Below are 19869 nucleotides of genomic sequence, written 5' to 3' on the forward strand. Positions count from 1 at the left end.
TTAAATAAATATATTATCGAACAAATTTTCTAGCAAGCTGTTCTAATTGTTCAGGTTTAAAAGGCTTAACTAACCAGCCGGCTGCACCTGCCTTCTTCCCTTCCAACTTCATTGCTTTCTGTGATTCAGTGGTCAATACTATAATAGGGACAAATTTTAAACTACTATCCCTTTTAACCTCCTTAATAAAAGAAATTCCGTCCATAAGAGGCATATTAACATCAGTAATAATCATAGAAGGGCGCCTATTATCTGCTGACAATTTTTTCAGGATGTCAACACCATCTTGGCCATTAACAGCCTCTACTACTTCATATCCTACTTTTTTTAGGGTATAGGTAACTGAAGCCCTTACTGTTTTTGAATCATCAACAATTAAAATATATTTAGCCATTGTTAACACTTCCCTTCGATATAAATATTTCCTTGAGGCCTATTAACTCTAACTTTTTTAATAGGGCATCTGATAGATTCTCCATAGTTAAGTAGGGAAATGACTTGTATAAGGACAATAACAACTGTATACCAGCACCATCAAGCTCCCGTAAGTCAGTTGCATCCAAACCCTTTAATTCTCTATTACTCATTCTTTTGATTGTTTTATCTCTAAAGTCATTGACAGTAAAGATCGTTAATTCTTCAGGTAATACAATAATCATCAAAACCCTCCTTGAGCTATCTAAATAACCTGTATTTAAAAATTTATTTTTTAAAACAAAGTCAATTTCCCCCCATTGTCCCCAATATCAATATCTATTTCATAATATTCATCTGCAGCTGTTTTCCTCTCCTGATAACTTGTGAATTCTTGAAAAAGTTTTATTAGCCTTTTATTATTTAAGGAATTATCATAAGTTAATTTCCCCTGATAAGATTTTTTTAATTCCACTATATCTTTTGCTATACTATTTATATTATTTAAAAAAGCCTCAGATAATTTACTAATAAATTCAAATTTATCAGCCCTTTTTCTAAGTTTCTTATTTACTTCCTGAAGCTTACTTAATTGCCCAGTTAGACTAACCGCCTTTTCGTTTATCTCATCATTTACTAATTTGAAATCTCCCTGTAAGTTATATAATTCATCATTAAAAATTAATATTTCCTTATTGGTATATACAGCAATTTCCTGAAATTTATTAAGATCACCCTTCAACCTGGTCTGTATAGAATCATATGACTTAATATCATCCCTACTCCTTTTATTTAAACTGTCTATTACCTCATCTATTTTATCAATAAAATTGTTTTTGTTTTCTATAGATGACAATTCAATAGCAGCTAATACCCGGATATTATTTAAACGCTCAATATACTGTTGTATATATTTAAATTCCTTATTGACTCCTTCAATACCCCTACTGAACCTTTCCTGGGAATTAATTAACTTACTATATATAGCCTCTACATTTTTTGTTTTACGTGCTATGTCGGGCAGCAGAGAATATATTTTCTTAGAGATATGAGTAAAACTACCTAGTTTATTCTTTATTTTTGATAATTGTTGATCTAATTTATTAAGGTTTCCATCTATTTGATCTAAGATCAAGCCAATCCTTTCCCGGGAAGCAGCCAATTGCTGTCGAACACCTGACATCAGTTTGTCGCTTAGATTAATAACTTCTGCGATAAAATTTAATCTCTCTATCATTTGCTTATTTTTTGTTTCATCTATACTAATCTCTTGATTAGTTTCCTGTAATATCTTATTTATATTTTCCATATTTTGCTTAATAATATCCTGGTTTTGAATCTCTATCATAAGTTCATGAACCGATAATACAGCTCCATTTATCATCTCCATTAATTCAGTTAATGAAACTGTTATCCCGCTAGTAAAAAAATCCTGAAATAGCTCTTTAAGTTTTAGGCTATAGTCTTTGACATCTGATTCAAGCTTGATTATTTCCTCAACACCTTGCTGAAAAAAAACGCGCCATCCTTTTAAACTATTGATGTGCTGTTCTATGTTTTGATAATTCTTTATCATTTTTAAAGAAATTAAATGAATCCTTTCAGATATAACTTTAAATCCACTGTCATGATTATGATTATTGTAGGTATATATACTACTATTAATTGCCAGTACTTTTAATCTATTTAGTATTTTTCTTAATCCAGAGGTCAGGGTGATAATCTTTTTAAAGTCTGTAACACTATTATCTTTTTCCTGAGAAATAATACTGTTTAATATGTGAAATAGTTCATTCTTATCTCTCAGCAAATCACTAATACTCCTTATACTACTCTTTAGAGACACTAAAACCTGATACATTTTTTGCTGTTTATTATACTCACTATCTTTATCAAAACAATTAATTAAAATTCTTGTTTTCTCAACCGTCCAACTAATATTATCCTCTATATCAGGTAATTGATCAGCTATCAAACCGTAATATTCTTCAGTATAGACTATCATCTTTTTAATTTCTCGGCAGTTTTTATTAGTAAAATCACTAAATTGAAGGCAGATTTTTTGATACTGATCTACCAGATTATTGTCACCCAAATTACCACCCCTAGATAAAGACCTGTTTAAATGTCAAATTATAAAAAACCAACACCATATTTTATTAGTAAATAAAGTGTTGGCTCACAGCTTTTGGTATAATATCGAACTGATCTTCCAGCAGTATATTTATTTAATTTTGTCGTATACCTAATATAAATATACACCAAATAGTACTAATTTCCTGCATAATATAATAAATTATCACTATAAAAATATAATTTTTTACAAATTATCACTATAAAAATTTTCGATTAAACCTGATAATAATAACAATCTCATCAACACTACTATAATCACAGTAAATATTTTTAATATCTACCCCGATAAGGTTATTTAATACCTTGATAAAATCCATTCTGTAGCTTTTAAAGAGGTATCTGGCCAGTTCATTTAAAAGCCTCTGTCCTCTGGTGGTTTTAACCAATTGAATCAGTATCGGGTTAGAATACGGCTTAATCCTTATAATTAAAATATCCTTATATATCTCTGTATTAATCTTTTTAGGGCCCTGGCCGATAACACCTTTATATAAGCGGGCTAAATCTGCATTAATTTCGGTTACCAGCTTGTTTTTCTGCAATATGTAATTATTTTTTGGGGAAAACAAGGCTGTTTTCACTAATTCCTCATAGGACATATCTAAAGCCCCGGCCAATTCTTTTAGGCTTCGTATAGTAGGACTCTTCTGTCCATTTTCAATACTACTTATAAAAGATTGTGATAACCCCGATATTTCTGATAATTTTTGCTGACTAATTTCTTTTCTCTCTCTTATTTGTCTTATCATATATCCTAATTGCTTACTCAATTAAATCCCCTCCAGATTAAACTAAAAAAAAATAAGTTAAAAAAGCCAATACCCTATACATTAACCCCATATAAGGTATTGGCTCACAGCTTTTGACAGTACATCTGGCTGCTCTTCCAACATTATTTAACTATCCCCATACAATTATATAATATATATTTACTAAATTCATTTTTATTTCCTGCTTATATGTAAAATTTTTAATATTTTCAAATTATAAGAACAATTAATATCTCGTTTTCTGGGGATTATAATACACTTACTTAAATTAAATGACATAAGGTAATACAATTTAATACTACTATATATTGTAGAGCCAGTAATTTAACCTACTACATTTTGTATTTTTATTTTTCTATGTTATAATAGATAGTGTTATTATACATAAATGAGGTGAGTATAGAAATGACTGCAGAATGTAAATTAAATGAAAATGCCAGAAAAGTACTTGAGAGTAGATATCTTAAAAAAAATACAGAGGGAGAAATAATAGAAAGCCCTGATGAAATGTTTAGGCGGGTGGCTAGAAATATAGCAGAAGCCAACCTTAAATATGATGAAGACCCGTCAGATGATGAAGAGAATTTCTATAAAATAATGAAAAACCTTGATTTTTTGCCTAATTCACCAACACTAATGAATGCCGATAATGAGCTACAACAATTAAGTGCCTGTTTTGTCCTACCTGTCGAAGACAGTATGGACGGTATTTTTGATTCCGTTAAAAATACAGCCCTAATACAAAAAAGTGGTGGTGGTACAGGATTTAATTTCTCCCGTCTAAGACCCAAAAACGACCTTGTTAAAACAACCGGGGGTATTGCCAGTGGACCAATATCATTTATGAAAATCTTTGATGCAGCAACTAATACAATCAAACAGGGCGGCAAACGCCGTGGAGCAAATATGGGGATTCTACGGGTAGATCACCCGGATATCATGGATTTTATTACTGCTAAGGAAGCTGAAGAAAACTTAAATAACTTTAATATCTCAATTGCTGTTACTGACAAATTTATGGAAGCAGTTAAAAAAAACCAGGAATATAAACTAATTAACCCCAGAAATAATGAGATTACGGGTACTTTACCGGCCTGTAAAGTCTTTGATAAAATTGTCGAGATGGCACATAAAAACGGGGAACCTGGTATAATCTTTATCGACGAAATTAATAGACATAACCCTACACCAGGAATAGGTGAAATAGAAAGTACTAATCCTTGTGGTGAACAACCTCTTTTACCATATGAAGCATGTAATTTAGGGTCTATAAATCTATCACATATGACTAAAACTAATGAGGTTGACCAAATAATAATTGATTATGATAAATTAGCATATACAGTTAAAACTGCTACCCGTTTCCTTGATAATGTCATAGATATGAACAACTATCCCCTGATAAAAATCAAGAAAATAGTTGAAGGCAACCGTAAAATTGGGCTGGGGGTAATGGGATGGAGTGATTTGCTGATTAAACTGGGCATCTCATATGCTAGTGAGGAAGCAGTGAACCTGGCTAGAAAAGTAATGGCCTTTATCAGAAAGACATCTTATGAGCAGTCCAGAGAGATTGCTGAACGCAGAGGTTCATTCCCCAATATAGCCGAAAGTATTCATCAAAAACCAATGCGTAATGCCACTACAACCACTATAGCACCCACTGGAAGTATCAGCATTATAGCTGGCTGCAGTAGTGGTATTGAACCTTTATTTGCTATAAGCTATAAACGACATGTGCTGGATGATACCATGATAGAGGTTCATCCTATCTTTGAAAAACTGGCTAAAAAGCACAAGTTCTATAGTAGGGAATTAATGAAAACAATTGCTGAAAATTCCTCAATACAGGATATAGAGATCATACCGGATGCTATAAAAAAACTATTTGTAACTGCCCATGATATTGAACCAATGTGGCACATTAAAATGCAGGCAGCCTTTCAAAAAGAGGTTGATAATGCAGTCAGTAAAACAGTCAACTTCCATCATCATGCCAGTATTGAAGATGTCCGTACTGTTTATACAATGGCCTACGAGCTAAATTGCAAAGGTGTAACCATCTATCGAGATGGCAGTAGATCAGAACAGGTCTTGTCAACAGGCTTTAAAAACAAAGATAGTATTCCCCCTTCTAAAAAAGGTAAACGTCCGCGTCCAAAAGTAACCTACGGTACTACAGAAAAAACCATTATCGGCTGTGGGAAACTATATATAATTATCAACTCCGATAAACAGGGAGTATGTGAATTGTTTACCACTACTGGAAAAGGCGGCGGCTGTCATGCACAATCTGAAGCAATTAGCCGTCTGGTATCACTTGCTCTACGCAGTGGGGTACCACTCCACGAAATAATCGAGCAGCTGAGGGGTATCAGGTGTGAGGCAGCCATGGTTAAAAAAGATGTTAATAACCTATCCTGTCCTGATGCAATCGGTCGTGCTCTGGAAAATTTTATCAACAATACTAAAAATGGCAAAGATATTTATCAAAAACTCAAACCGCAGTTTACTGAAAAAAATAGTACTGATAGCGAAACAGAAGATACTAACTGTCCTGAATGTGGTGCCCGTATAGAACATGAAGGGGGTTGTGCTGTCTGTAGAAACTGTGGCTGGTCAAAATGTGGTTAAAGGCTGTTTGTAAAAATTAAAAAGAAAGGTTCTGTCCCCTCAATGAGGTTTCAGAACCTTTCTTGCTTTAACTGTTTATATTCACTTCCAGTACACTTTCTAATTGAAGTAATTTGTTACAGGCTGTAATCAGCTTATCTTTACTGCTTATTTTTAAATTAAATTCAATTACCAACTCCTGTTTTTTTTCTGAACTCCGCTCAACATTCATTTCTTCTATTCTAGCACCATGCTCCTGCAATATTTCATTTATATTACAGAGTACATCATTATTTGCATATACTTTACACTTTAAAATTATATATTTTTTAGCACTTATATTAAAATCAAAACTATTCAGTAAATAAAGTGTTACAATTACAACCAGTGTTGTTATTATTGCCAGAAAATAATAATTAGCTCCTATTGCAAGCCCAATAGCTGCTGTTGCCCAGAGGCTAGCAGCTGTAGTTAGGCCTTTGACCGAAAAACCTTCTTTAATAATCGTTCCTGCTCCTAAAAACCCCACTCCACTCACAACTTGAGCAGCAATTCTGCCTGCATCATTCTCAGAATGAATTTTATGCATACTAAGAGAAACCATCATTATAATAGTCGCTCCTACACCAACAAGTATGTGAGTACGAAGACCAGCAGGCCTCTCATGCCTTTCCCTTTCAAAACCAATCAACCCGCTTAACACCAGAGCAAGTATTAAATTAATCAATACATCCCTTTCTAAAATCAATTTATTCCACCTCATAATATAATTTTAACTATCTTTTTCTGCCTTTAAAACACCTTATTAGAATTTTACCAACTAAGCAGATTAATTTCAAGCATTTTCAAAAGTTGGTCAGAGCCGTAAATGCCACCGTACTTTCTGGTCAGAACAAAGAGGGCAGTTCCCAGAATATCAATCTACTTATTCCTCTTTAATTAAATGAATATCTTCCTTAGCAAAATAAATATCTACCTCTTCTCCTACATTAAATATATACTTATGCCGGGGATTAGTCAAATGAACTGTAATCAGATTACCTTTATAATCTAATATATATTCAAAATAGGAACCAAGATATGTTTTTCTTATGACTTTAGCCTGTAAAAAACCTTTACCTTTTTTCTCTAGGCTGATTGACTCTGGACGTAAGACAATAACTACTGATTCACCTACAGCTAAATCTTCTGTTTCCTCCATATTTATCACTTTATCATCAATTACTAGCTGAATACTATTGTTCTGTCCCTCTTCTACCTGAGTAGATAGAAAATTTACCTTGCCAATAAAATCGGCTACAAACTTGCTTTGTGGGTAATAATAGATCTCTTCTGGGGTCCCAACCTGCTCAATCTTTCCTCTATTCATAACTACTATTTTATCAGAAATACTCATTGCCTCTATTTGATCATGCGTAACATAAAGAGAGGTAATAGACAAGCGTTTCTGTAACTTCCGTATCTCATCCCGCATTGACTCCCTTAATTTAGCATCAAGATTAGACAGTGGTTCATCAAATAATAATACTTTAGGTTCTACAATAAGGGCTCTGGCCAGAGCAACCCGCTGCTGTTGTCCCCCTGATAACTCTCCTGGATTTCTAGAACCATATCCTTCTAAACCCACTAGTTGCATAATTTCTTCTGCCTTTTGGGATATGGCTATTTTACTCATCTTTCTAAAACGCAGACCATAAGTAATGTTATCCACCACAGTCATATGTGGAAAAAGCCCATAACTCTGAAAAACCATGGCCGTATTTCTTTTATTGGCCGGTATATTAACTACATCCTTACCATCCAAATATATCTCTCCACTTGTCGCTGTTTCAAACCCAGCTACCATCCTTAAAGTCGTTGTTTTACCACACCCTGAAGGCCCAAGCAGTGTAACAAGTTCCCCCTCTTTTATTTTTAATTGAAAATTATCCACCGCAGTCACCTTTTCAGTTGACTGTTTTGATTGAAATACCTTTCTAATATTTTTTAATTCAACAGCAATATTCTGCATTATGTACCTCCTAACTAAACTTTTTTTGAAATATCAAGTAATCATACCAGCTGACTCCTGGTCATCACCAACAAACTTACTCATCAAATAAAAAACTGTCATAACGATTACAATAAGTACCAATGATAAAACACTGGCCGCCCCTAGCCGCATAATCTCAGTCTCGGCTAATATCAAAGTACTTAAATGTGTCCACCTGGCAGAAACCAGGAAGATGATAGCACTAACAGCAGTCATAGCCCTGACAAAACTATAGGATAACCCTGAAAAAAAAGCTGGTTTAATCAATGGCAGAGTTATTTTAGAAAATGTATAACTACTACTTGCCCCTAAATCAGTCGATGCCTCTTCAATAGAAGGGTCGATCTGACGTAAAGAAGCCACCCCTGACTCAATACCTACTGGCATATTTCTAAAGATAAAACAAAGAATAATGATTAAGCCGGTTCCAGTTAATAAAAATGGCTGCTGATTAAAAGCCAGTATATAGCCAATACCAACTACTGTTCCCGGGACAGCAAAACTTAAAAGAGATGATAACTGTAAGATATTCTTACCCCAAAAGCTTTTTCTCACTACTAAATAAGCAATAATCATACCTAAAAGACCAGTAAAGGGTGTAGCTACTCCAGCTAAAAAGATAGTATCTTTAATACTCTCCAAACCAACATCCCAAGCATATTTAAAATGCTCCAGGGTCAAGGAATAGTCAATTCCCCATAGTTTAAAGAAAGCCCCCATTATTACTGTTAAGTATAATAATAATATAACAAAGGTTATAAGCAACAAAAATATTATAAACAATTTACGTGTTAAAGAAGAAACCATATCTTGTTTAGAACCGGTAGGTTTCCCAGTAACAGTAACAAATGATTTCCTGGACACCCAGTACTTCTCTACCATAAAAGCTATTAAGGCTGGTATAAGTAACATAATTGCCAGGGCTGACCCCCGCGGCAGATTGTACATACCAGTAAATTGCAGATAGGCCTGTACTGAGAGGACATCATAATCCCCGGCTAACACCATAGGATTAGCAAAATCAGCAATTGAAGTAACAAAAACCAATAACCAGGCACTGGCAATTCCCGGTATGGATAGTGGAAAGGTTACTGAGCGAAATACATAACCCTTACTACCACCAAGGTTTAAAGCCGCATTCTCCAACTCCGGGCTAATTCTGGCCATAACTCCGGTTAACACCCTATAGGCGATGGGGAACATCCCCAGAGTCTGGACTATGACCAGTCCATGTAAACCATAAATACTAAAGCCTGTTATCCCTAGCAATTTTTTGGTAATCAGACCGTTTCTCCCCAATAATAGGATGATAGAGATCGTTAACATAAATGGTGGAGAAATAATTGGTAGCATTACTATCTGACGAAAAAAACCTTTACCTGGTAAGTCTACCTTATACAGACTATAAGCAGCAATATACCCGATTATCGTTCCAAAGGTAGCTACCAGGGCACCTAATTTTATACTATTTAGAAAAGTACTCCTCAACCATACCTTTGATAAAATATATTTATATTCCGCCAAAGAAAAATTACCATCAGGCCTTAAACTTATAATAATTACACGTACAATGGGATAGACAACAAATATCCCAATTAAAGCAGCAACAATCATTATTGTAATATTTACTAAAGGATCCTTCCTGGTTTCCATCATATCACCCCTTTGTAAGGTATAACAGATAAAGAATAACCCCTATCTGTTATACACATGTATTTAAAACTAGTGCTGACTATATACTTCCTCATTCCATTTTTCAACAAGCCGCTCTTTGTTATTTCCTGCCCAGACATCATCCTGGTCAATGGTATTTACTTCACTAATTGGTACTGCCCCATCCATTAATTTAACATCACGGAAGGGTACTACATAGAAACTAGCATATATCTCAGCAGCCTTTTTACTTAATAACCAATTATAGAGTTCTTTAGCAAGTTCAGTCTCTTTACCGTTCTTAATCAAGGAGATTGATGCCACTTCATAACCCCCCCCTTCTTCCGGAAAAGTAATTACTAATGGGTAACCCTGTGCCTTTAGTTTTACCTGGTCATGTGCATAGCCAATACCTATTGGTACCTCTCCAATAGCAGCATTCTTACCTGGCTTAGAACCAGAACGGGTATACTGTACTATGTTTTTATCAAGTTTTTTCATATATTCAAAGCCCTCTTCTTCACCCATTAGCTGCACCATAGTTGCCAGAACATTGTATGAAGTACCAGAAGTCCCTGGATTAGCAACCTGAATATAACCTTCATATTCTGGTTTAATTAAATCTGCCCAGGATGTAGGTGCTGCTAACCCTAATTCCTCTAAACGCTGGGTATTACTTACAAAACACAATGGTCCGGCATAGATACCTATCCAATAGTTATCTTCATCTTTAAAATTATCAGGTACATATTGGGCATTTTCTGCCACATAAGGAATGGTTAAACCACTATCTTTGGCCTGAATATGCCCTAAACCTACTCCTCCTACCCAAATACTGGCCTGAGGGTTGTTCTTTTCAGCCATCATCCTGGAGACCGCTTCTCCAGTTGACAGGCGTACCCATTCTATCTTTACCCCGGTCTCAGCAGTATACTCATTAAATACCACACGCGCCAATTGTTCATCCAGACTGGTATAAACACTGATACTATCAGCCAGAACAGTTAAATTAAACAGACCTATCATTAGACAAAGCAACATTACAACAGAAAACTTTTTCATCACAATAACTCCTCCTTATCATTTTTGAAATTCTTAAAATTAAGTTACCACAATTTACTTTCTCACACAATATTCAAAAGTTTAAATTGTTTTCCCCCTTTTTTTTTAGACCTTAAAAAAACTAGCTTTTTGTCTAAAAAATAATATTTAAGCTTAGAAAATTGTTAGACATTTATACTTTTGGCTAGTTTTTTGGAGATACCTATTTTTAAATAAAGGAACTCTAAAATTAATGTGGAAGTTAATTATTAAGAATAATAAGTTTACAGGTGGTAAAAATGAATAAAAGTAAAGGACAAATTGAAGCTGAAATATCAGAACTAATTATGAAATTTGAAAAGGAATATATTGGTCGTGGACCTCAAAATATTAAAACTTATATTATACATGATAATATCCTTGTTAAAGAAAAAGGCGTCCTAACAATGGCCGAACAACAACTGGCCAAAGAAGAAGACGGTATAAAACTAATTAAACAGCTGCGAGTTAAACTCATTGAAAATTCCCGTGAGATATTAGCTACCTTGATAAAAGATATTACCACCATAGATGTCTTAGCTGTTCATTCAGATATCAGTACCGAAAACGGGGAACGGATTATAGTTTTCTCTCTGTCAGATGACCTGGAGAAAAAATTGAAAATTAAAACTTGATTTTTGCCCAAAATGATGTTAAAATAGTTATACAATTTAGAATTTAAATGGTTAACTAGTTAGATAGCAAACTACCTCTTAAGGTAGCGGGTTATCTGAAGAGCAAACCATCATCTTTTAATATCCTGATAAGGGATATTTATTTGGTGATGGTTTTTTTAATGATGTAGGAAATAATTATAGAAATACCTTATCTATTAATAAAGGAGATGAGATTTATGGAGCAGGCTAAAGAAGCAAAACATAATAAATCTAAAATGTCGACTGCTGAGGAAAAAATCTGCAATATCTTTAAAAACTTTGAAGAAAACTACTGGGGAAAAAAATCCCATCAAATAGAAACCTATTTAATTAGAGATATTATCGTTCTCCGCAGCCAGGGTAATCTAAGCCCTGCAGAAGAACAACTTGCCAGAACAGAAGAAGGAAAGGTATTAATTAAACAGTTAAAGGTAAAAGAACTAAGCAGTATTAAAAACATTTTGAAGTTTCACCTGGAAAATAAACTAAATTTACAGGTTTTGTCTCTGGTAATTGATAACAACCCTGAACTAGACGAAACAATTATTGTCTGCCGTCTTAATAAGGAGTTATAATGTTTAAAAAAATTATTTGTATCTCACTTATTATCACAGGCCTCTTTACTGCAAGAGGAATAACTGCCGACAATAAACTAGTTATCTATACAGCACTGCAAGAAAGAGAAGCCCAGGTTTATGCTCAGGCATTTGAAAACTATACCGGTATAAAAGTTAAAACAATTAGAAAATCGACCGGGGTACTATTAAACCTACTTAGACGGGGAAAAAATTACCGGCCAGGTGTAGATGTGCTACTAGGCGGTCCAGCTGAATTTTATTATTTAGCAAATAAGGAAGGTCTTTTTGAACAATACAATTCATCATTAACTAAGAAGATACCGCAAGAATATAGAGACCTGGAAAACCATTGGTGGGGAATCTATCTCGGCTCAATTGGTTTTGCCGTTAATCCAGTTGCACTGCAAAAATTAAATTTAAAACCACCTATGACCTGGCTTGACCTGGCTTCACCGGAATATAAAGGTCTAATTACTATCCCTAACCCAGTTTCATCAGGCACTGGTTATACAATATTATCTACGATAATTCAATTGTACGGCCTGGATGAAGGGATTCAACTACTTAAGAAAATAAATAGCAATGTTCAAAATTATACCAATAGTGGTGCTATGGCCAGTAAATTAACGGGAATTAATGCTTCTACTATCGGTATCTCCTTTAGCCATGATATCCAGAAATTCAAACAACAAGGTTATCCTATCAACCTTATTCTTCCCACCGATGGAACTGGCTACGAAATTGGCGGCATAGCTATTGTTAAAGATACCAAACACCTTAAACAGGCTAAACAATTTGTCGATTTTATGCTTAGTACAAGGGGTCAAAAACTTTACTCAGCTATGAGTGAATATCGCTTGCCTACTAATATTGAGGCCCCTATTCCTGATGGTGCCATTTCCTTTGATAATATTAATGTCATTAACTATAACCTAGAGTGGTCCAGTCTGCAGCAAGAAAATATAGCTAACCTCTGGTTAAATGAAGTCTATCTTAGGGGGAAAACAAATGAAAACAATTAAACTCCCTTTTTATTTAAAACTAAGCATTATTATTTCTGTTTTAATAATAACTATTGTCACTGGTATATCCTATACCCTATTAACAGAGATTAAGACAGAATACCGCAATCAAATAAAAACTACCAGTAGTTTACTGGCTACCCTTATTGTTAAATACAGTGTAGAACCAGTAGTCATGGAAAATTACACTACTTTATATAATATTATAGATAGTGTTAAGGAAGACCCTGGTAGTGATATTATGCAGATTTCAATCCTCGGTCCTGATGGTTATATTAAAGCCTCTACCAATCGCTTAATCGAAGGCAGTAAATTAACATCAAATCAAATAGAAAATAACAGCAGTACTTTTGTTTTTAAAAAAAATTACCTTGATGTATTAGCCCCTATTACTGCTTATGATAATCTCTGGGGATATCTCAATTTTAGATATTCCCTCTCAGGATTAGAGAAATTATTTTTATCAACCCAATATCAAATACTCTTACTAGCTTTAATATTTATTGCTATCGGATTAATTACCGCTTTATTTGTTGCTAAAGCAATTGTTAAACCAATTAACATCCTGGTTAAGAGTTCCCAGGAAATAGCTCAGGGTGATTTCCATAACCCTATTTCAATTAAAACCAGGGATGAATTTAGTTTTTTAGGAGAGACACTGGAAGAAATGAGAATTAGCTTAAAATGCTTTGTCAGTGGTGTTGCTAAAAAAGCAATTAGTTATGAAGGAAACCTTAAAATATTTGCCCTACCAACATTATTAAGGCTGTTAAATAATACCAACCATACCGGGGGGTTAGTTTTAAAAAAGGAAAATGACATTGGAATTATCTATTTTACCAAAGGTGAAATTACTGACGCTTATCTAAAAACCAGCAGAGGTAAAAAAGCCGTCTTTGATTTTTTCACCTGGTCTGAAGGTGACTTTAAATTTAGCCCCAGTATAAAAAGCAGAGAAAAAACTATCAATGAGGCTTTTAATGACTTAATTCTGGAGGCTGTTAGACAGGTTCAGGATCATAATATATTTAAACAATCACTCCCAGCTAAAGACATGACCATAATTCCAGCTATAGCAAATGTGTATAAATTAGCAGATGAAATCAACCTTAACTCAGATGAAGAAAAAATACTTAATTGTATCCAACACAAGAGTTCTATTAATGACTTAAGAAAATCCCTGACCTGGCCTAATGGAAAAATATATGAAATCATTTACCGTCTAATCTCCTTAGGTTTAGTCTCTATTGAATCGGAAGAAAACTTAAATAATTATTTAATAGAAAAAGACATGGAAAAAATTATTACCTTTCCTGGTAAAAAGATTATGTGAAAAATAGAGGTGATTTTAATGATGATATCCAATTTAAATAACTCCTGGGTAAGGTGTTTTAAAATGGGGCTTCCTAAACAACTAGAACATCCCCAGTACTATGCCGATAGTCTTATATTGGAGGAAGAATCAAAAAAACATCTCTCACTAATACAAAACTTTACTAAATATGTTAATAAAATAGCTGATAAATATTACCTTGAAAACAGTCTTTTTATATTAGCAAATCAACAGGGGATTAATTTAAAAACAGTCTATCCCATAGGTCTAAAAGAGAAAGTCAGCAAAATGAGAATAAAAGAAGGCTGTTATTTTACCGAAAAAAGCTGTGGAACCAATGCTATCTCAATGGCAATGGAGTATAAAGAAACCGTTGTTTTTAATGGAGATGAAAACTATTGTTATTTTCTACAGAAATGGCAAAGTATTGCTACACCAATTAGCTATCCTAAAGATAAACAATGCTTTCTTGGTATCTTAACCCTGGGTAAAAATCACAGAGAAAAATTTCGTATTCTTCTAGAACTGCTGCAAACAAAGTTAAGCAAGAAACTGAATGAAAACACAATTCCATCCCATTACAATCAGGGTAAGTCCTTAACAAACATCAGAGAATCAGTTCTTACCCTGTCAGCCAATGGCTTAACAATCAAGGAGATTAGCCAGAAATTAAATCTTTCCGAAGCAGCCATTAAATATCACCGCACCAAAGCCTGTCAACAACTATGTGCGGCTAATATTACTCAGGCAATAGCTAAATCTATCAAGTTTGGTTATATAAGTCTAAATACAATTAAATAGAAATTCCTCAAGTCTCGAATCCTACTAGAAATCACCTGTTTTTTTAAGACTGGATAAAATACATAAGTCCTGAAATAAATATGGTTAAAAGAATAGGACCCTCCAAAGGGCCCTCCCTTGATTTTATTCAATTATTCTTTAGATAATCTTCAATCTCTTTTTCAGTTCAAATTTTGAAATCATTCAAGATTTCATGACGTAATCCTATTTTCTATGTAATTAAAAAAGATAACCACGATAATTTATCAAAGTCATCTTTCAATTTAAATATTTTAACTCAATATACTATTTTAAGTTACCCTCCCTGTAAAGTTGTTTTTAACTTTGAGATTTTATAAGCAACCTACCCTCTTCCGTTAATCGTTCTAAAATCCAGCTATCTTGTATCCTGGTTCCAATATTTTCAGAATTACTGCTCTTATAGATAATATTATCTTCATTAAATAATTTTACAGTAAGATCCTCTATTAAAGTCTCACTTACATTTTTCGCATAATAGGTCCCATGACATAATAAGCAATAATTTCATCCCTATCATTATATACAGGAGCCTGCAGCTGGGTATAATGATTATTATTATACTGAAAAACATCAGCAGCTGTTGCAACTTTATACTCTTCTTATGTAAGTTTAACCCCTATATATTTATCAAAATCCTTATTTTCAACATAACGCGAATCTGCCAGAACTGTTCCCTGGGTTGATGTTATGTAAGTATAATCAGCACTTGAAGCATTTACATGTGCCTGTAATTCCTGACTCACGGGCTCAACCTTATAGGATGTATTACTTGATAATTCCTCAGCCAAATTCTCTTCATCTGTATATGCAAAAAACATTGCATGGGTTTTAACTTTATCGTTTAAAGTAAAATTTTCTACTTCAGTTTTTAAATTATTCAAAGTCATATTAAGACTATTTTTTGGGGCTTCTTTTGTAATTCTAATTTTATCATTAATTTCACCCTGAACCATATGTATAGTATAATTATAGGTTGTATAAGAAACAATTGATAAAATAATCATTATAAATAAAGTAATAATTATGCTTATACGCCATCTCAACCCTATTTTATTCAACACATTCATCTTCTCCTTAAAAAAATTTTAATTAGTAAGATTGTAATATGAAATTTATGTACTCTTATTGTTCAGGTATATTTTAATATATACTTTTTAGCTGATACGAATATTCAGTTGAATATTCGTATCAGCTAATAATACTTATATAAGGAGCTTTAATTATGCAAGACGCTTATATAATAGTCTTAATTGAATCAGCCATTGTTTGCAGTATTAGATTACAGGAAGTAGCACCAGCATCAAGCACACCCCGGGATCTTTCACCCAATCTAGCTGCACGACCTACTTTTGCAACCATATCTTTTGTTGAATCCTTACCCTTTTCAGCAGCATCCTGCATTAAATCCAGAGATTCTTTAAAATCTTTCCCCTCATTACAGGCCTTATCATAAGCCTCAACAGCAGGAATTAATGTATCCATCAAGGTTTTATCTCCAACTTTAGCATTACCGATATTCTTTAATCCATCACAGGCCTCGTTCAGCATCTTTGAAAATATATCCTGCTTAATTTCTTCTTCACCAGTAGTCACTTTTGACATTCTCAAAAAGAAAGTACCATATAAGGGACCCATTGAACCACCAATCTCTGTCATAAGTGTCATACCTAAAGTCTTTAACCCTTCTGTTAAATTCATATTTTTATCTTTTAATTTTTTCTCTGTCTTTGTAAAACCCTTATTCATATTAATACCATGGTCTCCATCACCAATTGCACCGTCAATTTCACTCAGGTATTCTTTATTGTCCTGGATTGTTGCAATTAAGTTATAAACAATCTTGATACCATCCCTGTTAGAAAATGTACTCATATCTTCACCCCTTAAACTGTTTGAAACCCATAGTATCTACTTCTTCATCAATTAATTCTTTTAATTCATCATCAAGTTTCATAACCGTCAATGTAGCACCCATCATCTCAAGTGAAGTAAAGTAATCACCTACATATGGTTTATATATACTAATACCTTTTTCAGCCAATAATTTTTCCATTTTATTGTATAATATATATAATTCCATTACCGGTGTTGCACCAAGCCCTGATACCAGGACAACAACTTCATCTCCTTTTTCAAATGGCAGGTCGGGTAAAACTGTATCAACCATAATCTCTGCAACTTCATCAGCTGTTTTAAGACCAGTAACCTCAATACCAGGTTCACCGTGATGACCTATACCAACTTCCATCTTACCATCTTCTATAGTAAAGTTAGGTTTACCAACCTCCGGGATTACACAGGATGTCAAACCCACACCAATACTTCTGGTATTATCTATAGCTTTCTGAGAAACCCTGATTACATCATCAAGATCAGCACCCTTTGCAGCCATAGCACCACCTATTTTCCACATCAATACCTCACCAGCAACTCCCCGTCTATCTTCAAGTTTATCTTTTGGTGCTGAAGGTACATCATCATTAGCAACAACAGTCTTGACCTCAATGCCTTCAGCCTCAGCCATCTCTATAGCCATCTTTACATTCATATTATCACCTGCATAATTACCGTAAAGACAGGCAACACCCCTACCTGAATCAGCTTCTTTAAAAGCATTAAAAAAAGCCATAGCTGTAGGCGAGGAAAAGATTTCACCAACTGCAACTGCATCTACCATATTCTTTCCTAAATAACCAATAAAGGCTGGCTTGTGGCCAGAACCACCACCAGTGACAATGCCAACTTTGTTTTCCACAGGTGCCTTTTTGTATTTGATAACCCTTGAATCATCTGTAGCTACTACCAGATCTTTATGGGCCCTGACAAAGCCCTTCAACATATCTTCCACTACCTCATCGGGTTTATTAATAAATCTCTGCATAGAAATCCTCCTCACTATTTAATAGTATAACCTCCATCTATAACAAAATTGGTTCCATTAATCATATCAGCTGCATCACTTGCCAAATATAATACTGAGGCAGCAACTTCTTCAGGATATCCAAATCTACCAACAGGTATTTTCTTTTTCATTGCTTCTCCCACCTCACCTGCCCAAGCGTTTTTACCCAATTCAGTTAGGATAACTGTAGGAGAAACAGCATTAACAGTAATATTATGTTCTGCCCATTCTAATGCAAGGACTTTAGTCATACCAATAATAGCAGCTTTACTTGAACAGTAAGCAACATGTCTATCTAATGCTATAACACCTGCCTGTGAAGCAATGTTAATAATTTTTCCATAATTATTTTCTATCATTTTTTGTCCAACATATTTAGATAACAAAAATGGAGCACGTAAATTAACAGCCATTGTTTTATCCCAATCCTCTTCTGATATTTCCTCTGCATTATCAAGAAGGGCTACGCCTGCACAATTTACTAAAATATCTATCTTACCAAATTTATTAATACTTTTTTCAACAAGATCTTTTACATTATCAGTCTTTGTAATATCATAATTTAAACATAAAGTATCACTTCCATGACTGTTTAGTTCTTTAGCCACTTCTGCCATTTTATCATCAAGAATATCAACCAGAATAATATTAGCCCCTTTTTCAGCGAATAATTTTACTATCGCTTTACCAATACCACTAGCCGCCCCAGTTACAAGAGCAACCTTATCTCCAATCATAAAATCTTTGTTAAAACCAGTGAATTCCATTTGCTAAGCACCTCCAATTTAATTTAAATATCATATATACTGAAGAAACCGCCAGTATATATGATATTTTTCATAGATTATTTATTCTTATACTATTTATTAGTTAATTCTTCTCTTTCAGCCATTAACTTTTTTATATTATCTGTAGTGATAGGAGTCCATGGCACATTATAAATATCTTTCATTGTTTCTCCCCACTCAAACTCCGGGTAATCTGTCCAACAATCTGCTTGTGGTTCATAACTTTCACCTATAATTGCTCTTAAAGCTAAATCTAAAGCACCCTGTGCCTGTGCTTTTGCATCCTGAAGGATACTTAAATCCAACTCCCCTTTTTTGACAGCAAGCATTGCATCAGTGACTCCATCAATACCAGCTATAGCAAAGTCTACAGGATCAAAACCAGCTATTTTTATAGCTTGTATTGCACCTAAAGCCATTTCATCATTCTGACCTATAACACCGTCAATTTCACCAGGATGAGCGTTTAACCAGTTTTCCATAAGGTTTAATGCTTCTGCTCTCGACCAATTAGCTGTTTTCATTTCTAATACTTCTATTCCTGGATACTCTTCTAACGCCTTTAAATTTCCTTCTCTACGAGATATTTGAGCTGATTGTCCAATAGGTCCTTCAATAATCACTACTTTACCTTTGCCACCCATTGCTTCAACAACAGCTTTTGCTTCCATATATCCACTTCTAACATCATCAGATCCTATATATGATGTTAGCTGCTCACTATTCACTCTAGTATTTGAGCCAATTACTGGAATACCATTTGAAACAGCAACAGCAACAGCAGCAGCACCAGCTTCAACATCTATTGGAACAAATATTATAGCATCATAGCCCTGAACTGACATATTTTCAAATTGGCTATATTGAACAGATGCATCATATTTACCGTCAAAAACAGTAATTTCCACCAAACCATTTTTGACTGCAGGATGTCTTTCCAATGCAGTAGACCACAAACGCATATACTCACCCTTTAAACCATAAACAGCTGCACCAATCTTATATTCGGCACCTATTGTTGAAAAAGATAAAGCTACAACTAATATTAAAGTCAATAATAAGACTTTCAT

General features: G+C 34.0%; 19 protein-coding genes. 6 read left to right on the forward strand and 13 right to left on the reverse strand.

All coding sequences use genetic code 11. From position 1 onward, the window contains the following. Positions 1 to 13: 13 nt before the first annotated feature. From D7D81_RS00960 to D7D81_RS00975, 4 genes are all read right to left on the reverse strand, one after another. A complete protein-coding gene (locus D7D81_RS00960; RefSeq protein WP_125986452.1) occupies positions 14 to 394 on the reverse strand; it encodes a response regulator in 381 nt (126 codons plus the stop codon). Then, on the reverse strand, positions 387 to 659 hold the full coding sequence (locus D7D81_RS00965; protein ID WP_125986454.1) for an STAS domain-containing protein: 273 nt from the start codon (positions 657 to 659) through the stop codon (positions 387 to 389). The genes D7D81_RS00960 and D7D81_RS00965 overlap by 8 nt, the downstream gene beginning before the upstream one ends. A 50-nt stretch (positions 660 to 709) precedes the next feature. Continuing rightward, positions 710 to 2509 carry a coiled-coil domain-containing protein gene (locus D7D81_RS00970; protein ID WP_125986456.1) on the reverse strand — a complete coding sequence of 600 codons (1800 nt, stop codon included), beginning with the start codon at positions 2507 to 2509 and terminating at the stop codon, positions 710 to 712. Positions 2510 to 2747: 238 nt separating this feature from the next. Then, on the reverse strand, positions 2748 to 3320 hold the full coding sequence (locus D7D81_RS00975) for a Na-translocating system protein MpsC family protein (protein ID WP_125986458.1): 573 nt from the start codon (positions 3318 to 3320) through the stop codon (positions 2748 to 2750). 405 nt (positions 3321 to 3725) lie between these two features. On the opposite strand from D7D81_RS00975, the gene D7D81_RS00980 reads away from it, so the two are divergent. Continuing rightward, positions 3726 to 5954: a vitamin B12-dependent ribonucleotide reductase gene (locus D7D81_RS00980; protein ID WP_125986460.1), complete on the forward strand. Its 2229-nt coding sequence runs from the start codon at positions 3726 to 3728 to the stop codon at positions 5952 to 5954. 67 nt (positions 5955 to 6021) lie between these two features. Here the strand turns inward: D7D81_RS00980 and D7D81_RS00985 are convergent, their stop codons facing one another. From D7D81_RS00985 to D7D81_RS01000, 4 genes are all read right to left on the reverse strand, one after another. Beyond that, on the reverse strand, positions 6022 to 6681 hold the full coding sequence (locus D7D81_RS00985; RefSeq protein ID WP_286170036.1) for an MgtC/SapB family protein: 660 nt from the start codon (positions 6679 to 6681) through the stop codon (positions 6022 to 6024). Between the two features lie 177 nt (positions 6682 to 6858). After that, positions 6859 to 7944: an ABC transporter ATP-binding protein gene (locus D7D81_RS00990; RefSeq protein WP_164522063.1), complete on the reverse strand. Its 1086-nt coding sequence runs from the start codon at positions 7942 to 7944 to the stop codon at positions 6859 to 6861. A 33-nt stretch (positions 7945 to 7977) separates the two neighbouring features. Beyond that, entirely contained in the window at positions 7978 to 9621 is a 1644-nt protein-coding gene (locus D7D81_RS00995; protein WP_286170038.1) for an ABC transporter permease, read from the reverse strand. Positions 9622 to 9687: 66 nt separating this feature from the next. Continuing rightward, positions 9688 to 10680, reverse strand: coding sequence for an ABC transporter substrate-binding protein (locus D7D81_RS01000; RefSeq protein WP_125991818.1), 993 nt, complete (start codon positions 10678 to 10680; stop codon positions 9688 to 9690). 278 nt (positions 10681 to 10958) lie between these two features. Between D7D81_RS01000 and D7D81_RS01005 the strand changes: the two genes are divergently transcribed. From D7D81_RS01005 to D7D81_RS01025, 5 genes are all read left to right on the forward strand, one after another. Continuing rightward, positions 10959 to 11333 carry a Na-translocating system protein MpsC family protein gene (locus D7D81_RS01005; protein WP_125986464.1) on the forward strand — a complete coding sequence of 125 codons (375 nt, stop codon included), beginning with the start codon at positions 10959 to 10961 and terminating at the stop codon, positions 11331 to 11333. Between the two features lie 209 nt (positions 11334 to 11542). Then, a complete protein-coding gene (locus tag D7D81_RS01010) occupies positions 11543 to 11929 on the forward strand; it encodes a Na-translocating system protein MpsC family protein (protein WP_125986466.1) in 387 nt (128 codons plus the stop codon). Next, the gene (locus D7D81_RS01015; protein ID WP_125986468.1) at positions 11929 to 12954 is read left to right on the forward strand and encodes an ABC transporter substrate-binding protein; all 1026 of its coding nucleotides are present in this window, start codon (positions 11929 to 11931) and stop codon (positions 12952 to 12954) included. The genes D7D81_RS01010 and D7D81_RS01015 overlap by 1 nt, the downstream gene beginning before the upstream one ends. Next, entirely contained in the window at positions 12941 to 14287 is a 1347-nt protein-coding gene (locus tag D7D81_RS01020) for a DUF4388 domain-containing protein (protein WP_164522064.1), read from the forward strand. The genes D7D81_RS01015 and D7D81_RS01020 overlap by 14 nt, the downstream gene beginning before the upstream one ends. Positions 14288 to 14305: 18 nt before the next feature. Next, positions 14306 to 15088: a response regulator transcription factor gene (locus D7D81_RS01025; RefSeq protein ID WP_125986472.1), complete on the forward strand. Its 783-nt coding sequence runs from the start codon at positions 14306 to 14308 to the stop codon at positions 15086 to 15088. 620 nt (positions 15089 to 15708) lie between these two features. Here D7D81_RS01025 and D7D81_RS01030 read toward each other — a convergent pair. From D7D81_RS01030 to D7D81_RS01050, 5 genes are all read right to left on the reverse strand, one after another. After that, positions 15709 to 16170, reverse strand: a complete 462-nt coding sequence (locus D7D81_RS01030; RefSeq protein WP_125986474.1) for a hypothetical protein — start codon at positions 16168 to 16170, stop codon at positions 15709 to 15711. 172 nt (positions 16171 to 16342) lie between these two features. Then, positions 16343 to 16981 (reverse strand): dihydroxyacetone kinase subunit DhaL, encoded by a 639-nt coding sequence (dhaL, locus tag D7D81_RS01035; RefSeq protein WP_125986476.1) that lies wholly within the window; start codon positions 16979 to 16981, stop codon positions 16343 to 16345. A 4-nt stretch (positions 16982 to 16985) separates the two neighbouring features. Beyond that, positions 16986 to 17990, reverse strand: coding sequence for a dihydroxyacetone kinase subunit DhaK (locus D7D81_RS01040; protein WP_125986477.1), 1005 nt, complete (start codon positions 17988 to 17990; stop codon positions 16986 to 16988). Positions 17991 to 18004: 14 nt separating this feature from the next. Then, positions 18005 to 18778: an SDR family oxidoreductase gene (locus D7D81_RS01045; RefSeq protein WP_125986478.1), complete on the reverse strand. Its 774-nt coding sequence runs from the start codon at positions 18776 to 18778 to the stop codon at positions 18005 to 18007. A 92-nt stretch (positions 18779 to 18870) separates the two neighbouring features. Next, on the reverse strand, positions 18871 to 19869 hold the full coding sequence (locus tag D7D81_RS01050; RefSeq protein ID WP_125991820.1) for a substrate-binding domain-containing protein: 999 nt from the start codon (positions 19867 to 19869) through the stop codon (positions 18871 to 18873).

This window comes from Halocella sp. SP3-1 (assembly GCF_003953885.1).
GTDB classification, from domain to species: domain Bacteria; phylum Bacillota; class Halanaerobiia; order Halanaerobiales; family DTU029; genus Iocasia; species Iocasia fonsfrigidae.

What these genes read in the sequence shown, in the direction of transcription:
- D7D81_RS00995 (WP_286170038.1), bottom strand. Translation starts at nt 9,621, where the DNA reads ATGATGGAAACCAGGAAGGATCCTTTAGTAAATATTACAATAATGATT.
- D7D81_RS01000 (WP_125991818.1), bottom strand. Translation starts at nt 10,680, where the DNA reads ATGAAAAAGTTTTCTGTTGTAATGTTGCTTTGTCTAATGATAGGTCTG.
- D7D81_RS00990 (WP_164522063.1), bottom strand. Translation starts at nt 7,944, where the DNA reads ATGCAGAATATTGCTGTTGAATTAAAAAATATTAGAAAGGTATTTCAA.
- D7D81_RS00960 (WP_125986452.1), bottom strand. Translation starts at nt 394, where the DNA reads ATGGCTAAATATATTTTAATTGTTGATGATTCAAAAACAGTAAGGGCT.
- D7D81_RS01040 (WP_125986477.1), bottom strand. Translation starts at nt 17,990, where the DNA reads ATGCAGAGATTTATTAATAAACCCGATGAGGTAGTGGAAGATATGTTG.
- D7D81_RS01015 (WP_125986468.1), top strand. Translation starts at nt 11,929, where the DNA reads ATGTTTAAAAAAATTATTTGTATCTCACTTATTATCACAGGCCTCTTT.
- dhaL (WP_125986476.1), bottom strand. Translation starts at nt 16,981, where the DNA reads ATGAGTACATTTTCTAACAGGGATGGTATCAAGATTGTTTATAACTTA.
- D7D81_RS01045 (WP_125986478.1), bottom strand. Translation starts at nt 18,778, where the DNA reads ATGGAATTCACTGGTTTTAACAAAGATTTTATGATTGGAGATAAGGTT.
- D7D81_RS00965 (WP_125986454.1), bottom strand. Translation starts at nt 659, where the DNA reads ATGATTATTGTATTACCTGAAGAATTAACGATCTTTACTGTCAATGAC.
- D7D81_RS01010 (WP_125986466.1), top strand. Translation starts at nt 11,543, where the DNA reads ATGAGATTTATGGAGCAGGCTAAAGAAGCAAAACATAATAAATCTAAA.
- D7D81_RS01025 (WP_125986472.1), top strand. Translation starts at nt 14,306, where the DNA reads ATGATGATATCCAATTTAAATAACTCCTGGGTAAGGTGTTTTAAAATG.
- D7D81_RS01050 (WP_125991820.1), bottom strand. Translation starts at nt 19,869, where the DNA reads ATGAAAGTCTTATTATTGACTTTAATATTAGTTGTAGCTTTATCTTTT.
- D7D81_RS01020 (WP_164522064.1), top strand. Translation starts at nt 12,941, where the DNA reads ATGAAAACAATTAAACTCCCTTTTTATTTAAAACTAAGCATTATTATT.
- D7D81_RS00980 (WP_125986460.1), top strand. Translation starts at nt 3,726, where the DNA reads ATGACTGCAGAATGTAAATTAAATGAAAATGCCAGAAAAGTACTTGAG.
- D7D81_RS01005 (WP_125986464.1), top strand. Translation starts at nt 10,959, where the DNA reads ATGAATAAAAGTAAAGGACAAATTGAAGCTGAAATATCAGAACTAATT.